Origin of the sequence: Bradyrhizobium sp. LTSP885 (assembly GCF_000938305.1) — a bacterium.
Lineage (GTDB): Bacteria > Pseudomonadota > Alphaproteobacteria > Rhizobiales > Xanthobacteraceae > Bradyrhizobium.
Genome location: NZ_JYMT01000013.1, coordinates 2633 through 15591 on the forward strand (window position 1 = coordinate 2633; position 12959 = coordinate 15591).

The window sequence follows — 12959 nt, forward strand, 5'->3', positions numbered from 1 at the left end:
CCCTCACCCCAACCCTCTCCCCGTGAAGAACGGGGAGAGGGAGAAGTAAGGAGCGATCATCACGCCGTCTTCGCCGCTTTCAGCCCAAGCCGCTCCTCAACCGCGTCGCGCATCACGAATTTCTGGATCTTGCCGGTCACCGTCATCGGGAATTCCTCGACGAACTCGACATAGCGCGGGATCTTGTTGTGGGCGATCTGGCCGTGGCAAAAGGCGCGCACCTCGTCCTGTGTCAGCGTCTCGCCCGCCCGCACCCGGACCCAGGCGCACAGCTCCTCGCCATAGCGCTCGTCGGCGACGCCAAAAATCTGCACGTCCTGGATTTTTGGATGGCGGTAGAGGAATTCCTCGATCTCGCGGGGATAGAGGTTCTCGCCGCCGCGGATGACCATGTCCTTGATGCGGCCGACGATGTTGCAATAGCCCTCGTCGTCGATCACGGCGAGATCGCCGGTGTGCATCCAGCCATTGGCATCGAGCACATCCGATGTCTTCTCACGCTCGTCCCAATAGCCCAGCATGATGCTGTAGCCGCGGGTGCAGAGTTCGCCGCGTTCGCCGCGCGAGACCACCTTGCCGTCGAGATCGACCACCTTGACCTCGACATGCGGATGGATGCGTCCGACGGTGGAGACGCGCCGTTCCAGCGGATCGTCGGTCGCGCTCTGAAAGCTCACCGGGCTGGTCTCGGTCATGCCATAGGCGATCGTCACCTCGCCCATGTTCATCTCGGTGTTGACGCGCTTCATCACCTCGATCGGGCAGGGCGCGCCGGCCATAATGCCGGTGCGCAGCGATGACAGGTCGAAGCGCGCAAACTCGGGATGATCGAGTTCGGCGATGAACATGGTCGGCACGCCATACAGCGTCGTGCATTTCTCCTGGGCGATCGTCGTCAGCGTCGCCAGCGGATCGAAGCCCTCGCCCGGATAGACCATCGTAGTGCCGAGCGTGACCGAAGCGAGGTTGCCCATCACCATGCCGAAGCAGTGATAGAGCGGCACCGGAATGCAGATGCGGTCCTGCTCGGTCCGCTTCATGGCGAGGCCGGTGAAGTAGCCGTTGTTGAGGATGTTGTGATGGGTCAGCGTCACGCCCTTCGGCGAGCCCGTCGTGCCGCTGGTGAACTGAATGTTGACGGGATCGTCGAATTGCAGACTCTCGGCGAGCGCCGCAAGCTGCTCATGATGCCGCGGCCCGCCCATCCGCGCGACCTCGTCGAATGGAATCGTGCCGGGCGCAGTCGGTCCACCGATCTGGATCACGGCGCGCAATTGCGGCAGCCGTGCCGAATGCAAATGGCCGGGCTCGCTGCTCGCAAGCTCGGGCAGCAGCGTGTTCAGCATCTCCATATAGGCCGAGGTCTTGAACGCGGTCGCCGTCACGATCGCGGCGCAGCCGACCTTGCGAAGCGCGAATTCGAGCTCGGTCAGGCGATAGGCCGGATTGATGGTGACGAGAATCAGCCCGGCTTTCGCGGCGGCAAATTGCGTCAGCGTCCATTCGGGGCGGTTCAGCGACCAGATCCCGATCCGCTCGCCGCGTTGAAGCCCAAGTGCGAGGAAGCCGGCCGCCAGCGCCTCGACGTGACAGGCGAGTTCATTCCAGGTCCAGCGCACATTGTGGCTGGGCGACACCAGCGCCTCGCGATCGCCCCAGCGCGCACGCGCGCGGTCGAGGGCGCGGCCGATGGTTTCCCCGAGCAGCGGCGTATCGGAAATGCCGCAAACGTAGCTGTCCGCCTTTGATACCAAGACTGTCTTCTCCATGTTTAGTATGTTTCTCGAAGCGAGTAACGCTCTCCGCTTCACCTCGCCCCGCCTGCGGGGAGAGGTCGGATCGCATCGTGAGATGCGATCCGGGTGAGGGGGTACAGGTCTCACCGCTCTCACAACTCGCGGAAGCAGCCCCTCACCCCAACCCTCTCCCCGTGAAGAACGGGGAGAGGGAGCGGTGTCCCGTCGCGGTCGCTATGCGACCTATGTCATTCGCGCCTCAAGCCGCCTTCTGCCCGCTGCCGGCATCGAGGCCGGCATAGATGCCGCGCTCGAAGCCCGCGAAGGCTTCCAGGCTGTGCTTGTCTGCGAATGGCAGCAACTGCGTCAGGATCACGCCGCAGACATCGCGCGACGGATCAATCCAGTAATAGGTGTTGGCGAGACCGGCCCAGGCGAGGCTGCCGGCGCTGCGGCCTTCCGGCGTCTTGGCGGTGTTGATCAGGAAGCTCAGTCCCCACTTCTTGATCATGTCCGGATAGAGGTCGACGTCGTTGGTGAACGGCGGCGCCGCTGAGGTCAGCTTGCCGACAGTGAGATCGCCCATCTGGTTCTGCCCCATGGCCGCGACGGTCTCGGGCTTCAGCACCTGGTTGCCGTTGCCTTTGCCCTTGTTGAGGATCATCTGGCAGAACTTGATGTAGTCGGCCGCGGTCGAATAGAGGCCGCCGCCGCCCATGTGGAATTCCGGATTCTGCTCGAGCTCGAACGGGATCGCGGCCAATGCTCCGTCCTCGCCGCGCGCGTGCATGCCGACCAGCCGCTTGCGCATGTTGTCCATGATCTTGAAGCCGGTGTCGTTCATGCCGAGCGGTGCGAACATGTGGTCATGCAAATACGCATCGAGCTTCTTGCCGCTCGCGGCCTCTACGGCCTTGCCGACGAAGTCGATATTGATGCCGTATTCCCAGCGCGTGCCAGGATCGCTCGCGAGCGGCGTCTTCAGCGCAGCATTCGAGCAGGAGATGATCCCGGGCGTGCCGGTCTTCTCCATATACTTCCCCATGTCGGCGTTCCACAAATCGTAGCAGAAGCCGGCAGTGTGGGTCATGAGCTTGCGCAGGGTGATCGGCGACTTGGCCGGCCGCAGCTTCGGCTCGCCCTTGGCGTCGAAGCCGTCGAGCACCTGCGGCGCGGCGAGGTCGGGCAACAGCTTGCCGATCGGCTCATCGAGCGACAGCTTGCCCTGTTCGACCAGCTGCATCGCGCCCGCCGATGTCACCGCCTTGGTCATCGAGGCGATCCAGAACACGCTGTCCGCGGTCATGGCGTCGTCCTTGGACAAGTCGCGTTTGCCGAACGCGCCCTGGTAGATGATGTCCTTGCCGGTTGCCGCGATCGCGACGACGCCGGGAATCTCCTTGGCCTCGCTCTTCTGACGCAGCACCTGATCGATCTGGGCCTTACTTTGCATGGGGTTGTCCTCCGGATTTATTTATTTTGGAAGGCGGCGATCATCCTCCCGCTTTCGGGGTCCCGCAAGGAGGGCGCGGAATGATGATGTCGCGATCTCGTGAAGCCGAGGCACGCGGGAGCGGCCTTGCACAAGGCCCGCGCGCAACCGAAATTCACCACGCGCGGAGATTTGCGGTGGACTTTGCTGCAATCCCGGGTGACCGTTGTGAATAACCACGGTAACGTGATTGGCAGATTGATTTCCGTACCTGATTTTTTTCATTAACGCATTCAGATCGCTGCACAAACGGTGCGGCAAATCGAGTTCATTTGACGAAAATTGATCGTCTTTCTTGAGGGTTGCGGGGACGCGGCAATGATTTCGACCTGGAGTGAATGGAAGCGCTATCCGCGGCTAGGGCGTGGCGAGAACATCGAAGCGCCGATCAGCCCCGGCCTCTACGAAGTCCGCTACGCAGGTACCGGCGCGCTGCACTCTTTCGAGGCGGTCGACAATGTCGCGCAGGCCTTGGCGCTGCTGCAGACCGGCTCGAAATCCTGGTTCGGCCGCCGCGATACCAAGGCGCAGGCCGACCTCGAATACCGGACCTGCGCAACCTCGACCAAGGCCGATGCCAAGGCCGCGGCCCAGCGCATGATCGGCCGCCGCGAGACCTATATGAGCGGCGCCGCCTGATATGAGACTGTCATTCCGGGATGGTGCGTTAGCACCAGACCCGGAATCTCGAGATTCCGGGCTCGTCCTTCGGACGCCCCGGAATGACAAGTAACCTGATCTCAAATTTACTTAGAGCAGGGCCGCGTTTGCGGACAATGCATCCGGCTGCGTTTCGGCCTATATAGGCGGCGAAAACCGCTTCCAAAGAGCCGAGGAGTACGCCATGAACCCGCCCGTCGCCGCACGCGCTTCGCAATCCGCAGCATCCTCCCTCCATGACCGCCTGAAGGATCCGTCGCTGCTGCGCGACCGCTGCTATATCGATGGCGCCTGGGTCGGCACGCCGTCGCGGGCGGTGACCAATCCGGTCAACGGGGTGGAACTGGCAAAAATCCCGGTCATGAGCACCACGGAGACGACGCAGGCGGTGGAAGCCGCCGAACGCGCGTTCCCGGCCTGGGCCAAGCTCACCGCAAAGCAGCGCTCCAACATCTTGCGCAAATGGTTCGACCTGATCGCGGCCAACCGCGAGGATCTCGCGCTGATCCTGACCTCCGAGCAGGGCAAGCCGCTCACGGAAGCGCTCGGCGAGATCGATATCGGCGGCGCCTATGTCGAATTCTTTGCCGAAGAGGCGCGCCGCGTCTACGGCGAGACCATTCCGACGCAGCGGCCCGATGCGCGGCTGCTTGTGATCCGGCAGCCGATCGGCGTCTGCGGCGCGATCACGCCGTGGAATTTCCCGTGTTCGATGATCACCCGAAAGGTGTCGCCGGCGCTGGCAGCCGGCTGCACCGTGGTGCTGAAGCCCGCCAACGAAACCCCGCTGACGGCGCTCGCGCTGGTCGCGCTTGCGGAAAAGGCCGGCGTGCCGAAGGGCGTCTTCAATATCCTAACCGGCAATTCGTCGGCGATCGGCAAGGTGCTGTGCGAGCATCCCGCCGTGCGCTTCGTCGGCTTCACCGGCTCCACTGAAGTGGGCAAGATCCTCTACGAGCAGGCCGCGGTCGGCGTGAAGAAGCTCGGCCTCGAGCTCGGCGGCAACGCGCCCTTCGTGGTGTTCGACGATGCCGATATCGACGCGGCCGTCGAAGGCGCGATGGTCTCGAAGTATCGCAACATGGGCCAGACCTGCGTCTGTGCCAATCGCCTTTACGCGCAGGACAAGATCTACGACCAGTTCGTCGAGAAGCTGTCGAAGAAGGTCGCGGCGATGAAAGTCGGCGACGGTACGGAAGCCGGCGTGACACAGGGGCCGCTGATCAACATGGACGCCGTGCTGAAGGTCGAGAAGCACATCGAGGATGCCGTGAAGGGTGGTGCGAAGATTGTCACCGGCGGCAAACGCCACGCGCTCGGCGGCTCGTTCTTCGAGCCGACCGTGCTCGCCAATGTGAGGCCGGATGCGCTGGTCGCGCATGAAGAGACGTTCGGCCCGCTGGCGCCGGTGTTCCGCTTCAAGGACGAGGCCGAGGTGATCGCGATGTGCAACAACTCGCCGTTCGGTCTAGCCTCCTACTTCTATTCCCGTGACGTCGGCCGCGTCTGGCGCGTCGCCGAAGCGCTGGAGTCGGGCATGGTCGGCGTCAACACCGGCCTGATCACCACCGAAGTCGCACCGTTCGGTGGCGTCAAGGAAAGCGGCCTCGGCCGCGAAGGCTCGCGTCACGGCATGGATGAATATGTCGAGATCAAATACGTGATGATGGCGGGGGTGTAGCTCGCTCCATCTCGTCGTCCGGCCTTTGCCGGGCGGCGGGATGCCGATCGTCCGCGGCCGGGAATACGCCACAGGCCTATGCGTCGGGATGTCGATCGAGCTTGGCGAAGACGTCACGGCATGCGGCGACGCCATTGATCGCGGTTGCAACGCCGGCATAGGGCACAAGCTGCACCATGATCTCGACCAACTCCTCGCGGGTCACCCCGCACTTTAACGCGCCTCCGATGTGGGTCCGCAATTGTGGTCCCGCCGTGCCAAGTGTTGCGAGGCTTGCCACGGTGACGATCTGGCGTGTCCGGCTATCGAGCGTCGGCGACTGATAGATCTGCCCATAGATCGTCTCCAGCACATAGGTCGCCAGCGCTGGCGCGAGTTCGCCCAGGGAGTTTTCGACGTCGGCGGCGGTTTGCCCGAGGATCTCCCCGATCTTCTGCTCGCCGCGCTGGCGAAGATGTTGATTTGTTTCCATGACGCTCTCCTGACGGATGCACGGGTTAAGCAGGCTCGCTGCGATCGCTGAGTCACATGACCTAGTGACAGACGGGCAGGATAGCCGGAGAATGCTACGTCATGAACAGTGATCGCGGCCGCGGGCAAGGCTGGCCGCTGCGGCTCTGGGCCGCGCGGAGCAACCGAAATGAATGGGACGATCAGCCTGCGTCTGGCCTTCATTTTCCTGGTGCTTGCTCAGGCGTCCGGATTCGCGCCCGCGAACGCTGCACCCTATCAGGCAGGACCGGTTCGTCTGGTCGTCGGTTTCGGCCCGGCATCGCCCGCCGACATCGTCGCTAGATTGGTCGCAAGGCACCTGGAGGAGGCCCTCGGCAAGCCGGTGATTGTCGAGAACCGTCCAGGCAACAGCAGCATGCTCGCGGCGGAAGCGGTGGCGCGTGCGCCGAATGACGGCCGAACCCTGTTCGTAGCGACGGTGGCCAACACCATCAATCCAGCGCGCATGAAGAGCGGCTTTGACCTCGGCAAGGAGCTCGCGCCGATTGCGCTGCTGGGTGTCGTCCCTAACGTCCTCGTGGCCAACCCGTCTTTGCCGGTGAAGACAGTGGGCGATCTGATCGCGCTCGCGAAACAGCAGACGGGCCAGCTGACCTTCGGGACATCCGGACTGTGGACGGCGAGCCACATGGCGGTCGCGATGTTCAACATGAAGGCGGGGACCGACATCGTGGCGGTGCCCTATCAGGGCGGAGCCAGCCAGGCGGTGACGGACCTGCTGGCCGGGCGCATCAATCTGATGTTCAACGTCGCGGCCCCGCTCGCGCCCTTTGTGGCATCCGGCCAATTGACCGCGCTGGCCGTCGGCCAGCCGAAACGTACGGCCATCCTGCCGGATGTTCCGACCATGGAGGAGGCGGGCTTGACCGGTTTCGACGTCGGCGTCTGGATCGGCCTGCTGGCGCCGGCCGGAACGGCGCCCGAGATCATCGACACCCTGGCCAAGGCGTCGAACGAAGCGCTGCAACAGCCATCGATCCGGGAGGCGTTGAAGGCGCAGGGCATCGAGGTGCTGGGCGGCACGCCTGCCGAGTTCGCCAGCTTCATCGCCCGCGATATCGAAAAATGGAGAAGCCTGATTGAGGCGGCAGGGTTGAAGGAGTGAGGGCGGCCGCGAAGGCTCGCGTCACGGCATATGAGTATGTCGAGATCAAGTACGTGATGATGGCCGGCGTGTAGGCCAATCCATCTTATGCCGACACTTTAAGTACGAGTGGATCATGCTCTAAGAACGAGTCGGCGGGTGTCGGGGGGTCTGGCTGCCGTCTTCTTGGTCTGCCTATGCAGCATTGATCATTGGAGTTGCCCTGGAGCTTTCCCTACCGGGGCGCCCCAGAACGAAGGGACCTTGCTTGCCCTGGCGTTATCCCAAACAACTCGCGGAATGCTGCCCCGAAAGCAGGGACACTGTTGAACCCGGCGATTGCGGCGGCCTTCGCAGGAGGGACCCCCAATGTCAACGCGCTCAATGCCTCGGTCAATCGCGCCTGCTGACGCCATTGGCGGAAGCTTAGCCCGGTTTCGGCTCGAAATACTCTAGCCAGTGTTCGACTGGACGCATTGGCGATCTCGCTCCATTCTTCCAGGCTCCTCGCGTCACCGGGATGCGAACGAAGCGCAGAAATTACACGGCGTAGGCGCGGATCTCTTGGAAGAGGCAAGCCGAGCGGCAACGGCGACGATTTGGCGATCTCGTCAAGCGCCAACGCCGCCAGATGCTGGCCTCGGCCATCCGGCGACCATTCGACAGGTTCAGCGCAGGCAGCCACAACAACTTCGCGGAGCAATCCGGATACGGCGATTACTTTTGATTTCGAGCCCACGTGGGTGGCCGCGTCTTCCCGCAAAAATAACGCGCGCATCGTTACAGGGCCATCCATGTTGATGGCATGTTCCGCATTTGCCGGCACAAATAGCGCGGTCGTCGGCGGCACGACATAGTTGGAATCTGGCGTCTCCACGCGCATGACGCCCGAAGTCGCGTAGAGCAATTGCGCTCGTGGATGCGTGTGGAATCCAGTCGCCAGGCCCGAGGGGTAATCGCAAGCGAACCCTACGATCGGCCGCGGGGCGGTCTCGAAAGGCAGTATCTCGGCCTGTCTTGTTGGCGACAGAAATTGGCAGTTCATCTGCATCCGAACAGCCTAGGCTAACTGCGGCATCTTTCAAGAGGTGCATTATCGCCAATGTCGCAAGGAAAAAATCGTGAGCACAGGCCTTTTTCAAGAGATCGGATATATCACCGCAGACAAGCTCGTTGATGGTCCATTGACCCCGGGTCAGAACCGCAAGAAAGCACTTGAGGTTGGCGACCTATGGGTCGGGGAGTGTCACGTCACAGCCCTCGATCAGCCTAGCCAGTGGCATCACCACGAGCAATTCGACAGCGTGATGTACATGCTCTCCGGCCGAATCCGTGTCGACTTCGGCGAGAATGGTGCCCGGTCATTCGAGATGGGCAAGGGCGATTACGCCTACTTTCCGCGCCGCGCGGTCCACCGCTGTCAGATCCTCCAAGGAGGTGATGACGTCCGCTACGTATTCGTTCGCCTTGGGAAGGGCGAGACCGTCGTCAACGTTGATGGTCCCGAAGCATCCGAACGCAAACCGATGCGGGCAGTTCGCGCATAATTTTCGGCGCCCGAAGCGCTCCTGAAAATTCCAACATTGCAGGTTGGGTCGGTAATCGGCTGCGGCCGATTACCCCCTATTGCAATGCAATTGAGGCGCAAAAGTCCGCGCATCGCAGGCTCGGTGTGCGGCATATCAGGCAGGGAAAAATATGGCAGAAATGACGGCTGAACTACCGCGCGTGCAAGAGCATCCGGGTAAGACCATCGTTGCCGCGTCACTCGGCAACATGTTCGAGTGCTTCGATTTGATCATCTACGGCACAATGGCTGGGACGATCGCAAAGCTTTTCTTCCCTGCGGCCAATGAGACCTCATCGCTTCTGCTCTTTCTGGGTACGTTCGGCGTCACGTACTTCGTGAGGCCACTTGGTGCTGTCTATCTCGGTAATTTGGGCGACAAGATCGGTAGAAAGGAGGTGATGAGCCTTTCGCTTCTGTTGATGACAGCGGGTATGCTCATCATCGCTTTGGCGCCAAGTTACGCCTCCATAGGCGTGTTCGCGCCAATCGCGGTCGTGGCAGGGCGAACTTTGCAGGGCTTCTCGGCCGGAGGTGAGTTTGGCAGCGCTACTGCGCTCCTTGCCGAACACGACCCCCATCGCAGAGGTTACATCGCAAGCTGGCAAACCGCCACGCAAGGTTTTGCGCTGGGGCTGGCATCTGCGTTTGGCGCGCTGCTTACGTGGGGCCTTTCACCCGATCAATTCGAAACCTGGGGTTGGCGTGTGCCTTTCCTGTTCGGCGCGGCGCTAGGGCCGATAGGGATTTACATTCGCCGGGCCGTGACCGAGTCCTCTGAGTTCTCTGAGCCAACGGAAGCCAAACAGCCGATACTGGAGATGTTCCGATCGGAAAAGGTGCGCGTTCTGGTCGCTTCCGGCCTGATTGTCCTGGCGACGATCACCATCTGGGTAGCTGTCTTCATGCCCACCTATGCAACAAGGCAATTCCAAATGGAGCCGGCATCCGCCTTTGTTGGCACGATCGTCACCGGCCTCGTGATCTTCGTTCTCTCGCCGGTTATTGGCTCGTTGTCTGACTCTATCGGACGGACTGCGACCATGATGATCGGCACTGTTGCGACGCTCGTATTGGCCTATCCGGCCTTCGCCGTAGTGAAACAATCTCCGACACTCGGCACATTGGTGATTGTGCAAGGCCTGCTCGGACTTGTCATTGCGCTCTATTTTGCGCCATTGCCCGCGCTCATGGCCGAGATCTTTCCGGCCAGGATGCGTACGAGCGGTCTTTCGCTCAGCTACAATCTCGGCGTGACCATCTTTGGGGGATTTACGCCCTTCGTGCTCACGGGCCTGAGTTCGATAAGCGGTGATCCGCTTTCGCCAAGCTACTACGTCATGTTTGGCGCGCTGGTCAGCGGAGCCGCGCTCTGGGCTGTACGCGTTCGCTTCGCGTTGCGATAGTTTTCCGAAGCAACCACAGCAGTACGCGGCAAGCGGTGATCGCCGCAGCCGAAGCTGCTTGACGGGGTCGCGTGGTTCGGCGATCCACCGCCGGCGCAAAGCGGTCGATACCCTACTCCGCGGCCAGCCTCGCCGGCGCTGGCGGCGACCAGTTCACGCAGCAGTTCCGGCCCTGCGCTTTCGCCTGATAGAGCGCCTGGTCGGCGGCGCTCATCAGGGCCTCTATGCCGGACATGCTGACGGAGGCCTCGGCGACGCCGATGCTCGCCGTGATGTGGAAAGATGCATCGCGTGCGCTCAGCTTATGCGCGGCGATACGCTTGCGGATGCGCTCCGCGACGATTTTCGCTCGCGACAGGCTTGTCTCCGGCAACACGATGGCGAATTCCTCGCCGCCGACCCGGCCGACAATGTCGGATTTCCGCTTGCCGTGAAGGCAGGCCTCGGTCATGGCCTTGATCGCCTCGTCGCCGACAGCGTGTCCGTAGCGGTCGTTGACGTCCTTGAAGTGATCGATATCGACCATCAGCACCGACACCGAGCGGTAGTAACGTTGGAAGCGGCTCCACTCGGCGTCCAGCGCTTCCAGGAAGTGCCGCCGATTGTAGAGACCGGTGAGCGGGTCGGTGGTCGCGAGCCGTTCGAGCTGCTCGGCGTTGCGGATCAGATCGGTGACATCGTAGTAGGTGATCATGCGGCCGCCGCCGGCCATGGTGGTGCAATGCGCCCGCAGGCGTCGACTATCAGGGGTCTGCAACTCGCGGACATGATCGCCTGCCTTGACCTCGGCGAGACGCTTGGTCGCAAAGCTGGCAAGCTCCTTCGGCGACATGTGCGGATCGATGGCCCGCCGCGCGCGGGTAATCAATGCGGCATAGGACGGGTGTTTCGCCGCCTCCTGTTCGTCGATCTCCCAGAATTTTCGCACTTTCTGGTTCATGAAGGTCGCCTTGAGGTCGGCATCGAGCAGCAGCACGCCATCCTGGACATTTTCCAGCGCGTCGCGCAGCACGCGCAGCTCGTCCGACTGACGGACGATATCGGTGACCTCCATGTAGCTCAGCATGCGGCCGCCATCGGGCAGCGGCGTGCACTGCACGCGGATGACATCGCCTTTGGTGCGGCGCAGGTCTTGCTGGAAGCTCTCATTTCTGGCGACGCGCTCGATGCGCTCGGCGACATAGGCTTCGAGCCGGTCCGCGGGAATTTCATAGGCGCCGGTGTCGCGACCGTGGAACATCAGCGCGGCAAACGATGGATGTCGATCGGCGACCGCGTCTGATAGCGCCCACATCCGCCGAAAGGCCTGGTTGATGAAGCGGGCGTTCAGTCGCGAGTCGAGCAGGACGATGCCGAGCGGCACCTGATCGAGCGCTGCACGCAGCGCAAGCATCTGGCTTCGCACGACATGGTCCCCGCCGCGTTCCTCTGACGCATCCTGCTTGGCTGTCGCCGCGTCGGCGGCCTGTTGCGTCTCGAAGGTGACGCCGATCTGCTTTTCCGATTGCCATACCAGTTTGCACGGAAGCACCGCGGCTTCGCTAGCGATCGAGAGCTGAAAGTGCTCCGGGATACCGAGCCCGCTTTCAAGTTCGATCGTCGCGCCTTCGTCGGTGATCCGTCGCACCACGCAGTCGATGATGGACTGGCCGAAATTGAAGATGACCTTGGCGGCCAGCAGCGTACGGCCGCGGACCTTGAGACTGGGTACAGACATATGGGGTACTGACATGGCGGCGTTTCCCAATGAGCACGCGCCAATCGAACCCCTTCGGGGCTACAAAGGCCTGAAATTTCTCTTGTGATCTCGGTTCCTGCTTAACAGGCCGTTGACGGGAACCGGCTGTTTTGCCCCACAGCCGTGCATTCTCTCGCGGGTCGGTCCGTCAGACGCCCTTGTCGTTCGGATTGGCGACCGCGTCTTTCAACGGCGCCGTCATCGGGAAGTTCAGGTTCACGTTCCTCGGCGGAATCGGGGTCATGAACCATTTTGCGTAGAGTTCCCCGAACGCGTTGCTCTTCATCATGGCGGCCAGCGTCGTGTCCACGAGTGCCTTGAACTCCGGATCGCCCTTGCGAATGATCAACCCGTAGGGCTCGGTGCGCAGGCTGTCGTCGATGATGCGCCAGTCGGAGGGCTTGGCGCTATTGGCGATCAGGCTCGCGAGCAGGATGTCATCCATGATGAAGGCCTCGCTGCGGCCGGTCGTCAGCGCGAGGAACGATGCCCCATGATCCGGGGTCAGGATGTTCCTGGTCTGGAAATTCTTCTCCTGGCCGCGCGCGGCCAAGAGCCCGATCGATGTTGAGCCCGAGGTCAGCGACACCGGCCGACCGCTCAAATCCTCGAATGTCCTGATCGGCGCATCCTTCTGCACCACGGCGCGAATGCTCGAGACGAAGATGGTGTCGCTGAAGGCCACCACCTTCTGCCGCTCCAGCGTGTTGGTCGCGGGACCGCAGACGATGTCGATGGTGCCGTTCTCGATCAGCGGAATCTGGGTCGAGAGCTGGATCGGCTGCAGTCTGGTCTGCAGCGATGGCAATTTGAGTTCGCTCTTCACGGCGTCGACGATCCGTGCGCAGAGGTCCATCGCGAAGCCGACCGGCTTCTGATTGTCGTCGAGATAGGAGAATGGCACCGACACATCGCGGTGCCCGAGCCGGATTTCGCCGGTGTCCCTGATCTTGGCCAGCGTGCCGCCAAGCGACTGGGCCTGGGCGGGGACGACGATCGCCGCGGCCAGAATGAACGAGCAGAACAATGCTTTTGCGGCCATGTGCTTCGGCTGAATCATCGTGATCCCCTTGGATAAGACG

11 protein-coding genes are annotated in these 12959 nt (G+C 62.1%); 5 read left to right on the top strand and 6 right to left on the bottom strand.

The window, feature by feature from the left end:
* Window positions 1-59 precede the first annotated feature (59 nt).
* Window positions 60-1769, bottom strand: coding sequence for an AMP-binding protein (locus UP09_RS08830; RefSeq protein ID WP_044537740.1), 1710 nt, complete (start codon window positions 1767-1769; stop codon window positions 60-62).
* Between the two features lie 226 nt (window positions 1770-1995).
* A complete protein-coding gene (locus tag UP09_RS08835; protein ID WP_044537741.1) occupies window positions 1996-3189 on the bottom strand; it encodes a serine hydrolase domain-containing protein in 1194 nt (397 codons plus the stop codon).
* A gap of 357 nt (window positions 3190-3546) precedes the next feature.
* Here UP09_RS08835 and UP09_RS08840 point away from each other — a divergent pair, with 357 nt between their 5' ends.
* Together UP09_RS08840 and UP09_RS08845 are read left to right on the top strand one after the other, a co-directional pair.
* The gene (locus UP09_RS08840; RefSeq protein ID WP_044537743.1) at window positions 3547-3867 is read left to right on the top strand and encodes a hypothetical protein; all 321 of its coding nucleotides are present in this window, start codon (window positions 3547-3549) and stop codon (window positions 3865-3867) included.
* A 205-nt stretch (window positions 3868-4072) separates the two neighbouring features.
* Window positions 4073-5569, top strand: coding sequence for an NAD-dependent succinate-semialdehyde dehydrogenase (locus UP09_RS08845; RefSeq protein WP_044537744.1), 1497 nt, complete (start codon window positions 4073-4075; stop codon window positions 5567-5569).
* Between the two features lie 76 nt (window positions 5570-5645).
* On the opposite strand, the gene UP09_RS08850 is transcribed toward UP09_RS08845, so the two are convergent.
* Window positions 5646-6041, bottom strand: a complete 396-nt coding sequence (locus tag UP09_RS08850; RefSeq protein ID WP_044537745.1) for a carboxymuconolactone decarboxylase family protein — start codon at window positions 6039-6041, stop codon at window positions 5646-5648.
* A gap of 168 nt (window positions 6042-6209) precedes the next feature.
* On the opposite strand from UP09_RS08850, the gene UP09_RS08855 reads away from it, so the two are divergent.
* On the top strand, window positions 6210-7187 hold the full coding sequence (locus tag UP09_RS08855) for a Bug family tripartite tricarboxylate transporter substrate binding protein (RefSeq protein ID WP_044537796.1): 978 nt from the start codon (window positions 6210-6212) through the stop codon (window positions 7185-7187).
* A gap of 214 nt (window positions 7188-7401) precedes the next feature.
* Here UP09_RS08855 and UP09_RS36905 read toward each other — a convergent pair whose 3' ends face one another.
* The gene (locus UP09_RS36905; protein WP_082070068.1) at window positions 7402-8217 is read right to left on the bottom strand and encodes an AraC family transcriptional regulator; all 816 of its coding nucleotides are present in this window, start codon (window positions 8215-8217) and stop codon (window positions 7402-7404) included.
* Between the two features lie 70 nt (window positions 8218-8287).
* On the opposite strand from UP09_RS36905, the gene UP09_RS08860 reads away from it, so the two are divergent.
* Together UP09_RS08860 and UP09_RS08865 are read left to right on the top strand one after the other, a co-directional pair.
* Complete coding sequence (locus UP09_RS08860; RefSeq protein ID WP_156164531.1) at window positions 8288-8713, top strand: cupin domain-containing protein; 426 nt, start codon at window positions 8288-8290, stop codon at window positions 8711-8713.
* 151 nt (window positions 8714-8864) lie between these two features.
* Window positions 8865-10139, top strand: coding sequence for an MFS transporter (locus UP09_RS08865; RefSeq protein ID WP_044537746.1), 1275 nt, complete (start codon window positions 8865-8867; stop codon window positions 10137-10139).
* 112 nt (window positions 10140-10251) lie between these two features.
* Here the strand turns inward: UP09_RS08865 and UP09_RS08870 are convergent, their stop codons facing one another.
* Both UP09_RS08870 and UP09_RS08875 read right to left on the bottom strand, forming a co-directional pair.
* The gene (locus tag UP09_RS08870) at window positions 10252-11871 is read right to left on the bottom strand and encodes a sensor domain-containing diguanylate cyclase (RefSeq protein ID WP_245301843.1); all 1620 of its coding nucleotides are present in this window, start codon (window positions 11869-11871) and stop codon (window positions 10252-10254) included.
* A 154-nt stretch (window positions 11872-12025) separates the two neighbouring features.
* Window positions 12026-12937, bottom strand: a complete 912-nt coding sequence (locus tag UP09_RS08875) for a transporter substrate-binding domain-containing protein (protein ID WP_082070069.1) — start codon at window positions 12935-12937, stop codon at window positions 12026-12028.
* Window positions 12938-12959: the final 22 nt, after the last annotated feature.

Bases quoted from the DNA above. Each gene is read 5' to 3' on its own strand.
- UP09_RS08870 (WP_245301843.1), bottom strand. From the start codon at position 11,871: ATGTCAGTACCCCATATGTCTGTACCCAGTCTCAAGGTCCGCGGCCGT.
- UP09_RS08855 (WP_044537796.1), top strand. From the start codon at position 6,210: ATGAATGGGACGATCAGCCTGCGTCTGGCCTTCATTTTCCTGGTGCTT.
- UP09_RS08865 (WP_044537746.1), top strand. From the start codon at position 8,865: ATGGCAGAAATGACGGCTGAACTACCGCGCGTGCAAGAGCATCCGGGT.
- UP09_RS08850 (WP_044537745.1), bottom strand. From the start codon at position 6,041: ATGGAAACAAATCAACATCTTCGCCAGCGCGGCGAGCAGAAGATCGGG.
- UP09_RS08830 (WP_044537740.1), bottom strand. From the start codon at position 1,769: ATGGAGAAGACAGTCTTGGTATCAAAGGCGGACAGCTACGTTTGCGGC.
- UP09_RS08835 (WP_044537741.1), bottom strand. From the start codon at position 3,189: ATGCAAAGTAAGGCCCAGATCGATCAGGTGCTGCGTCAGAAGAGCGAG.
- UP09_RS08840 (WP_044537743.1), top strand. From the start codon at position 3,547: ATGATTTCGACCTGGAGTGAATGGAAGCGCTATCCGCGGCTAGGGCGT.
- UP09_RS36905 (WP_082070068.1), bottom strand. From the start codon at position 8,217: ATGCAGATGAACTGCCAATTTCTGTCGCCAACAAGACAGGCCGAGATA.
- UP09_RS08845 (WP_044537744.1), top strand. From the start codon at position 4,073: ATGAACCCGCCCGTCGCCGCACGCGCTTCGCAATCCGCAGCATCCTCC.
- UP09_RS08875 (WP_082070069.1), bottom strand. From the start codon at position 12,937: ATGATTCAGCCGAAGCACATGGCCGCAAAAGCATTGTTCTGCTCGTTC.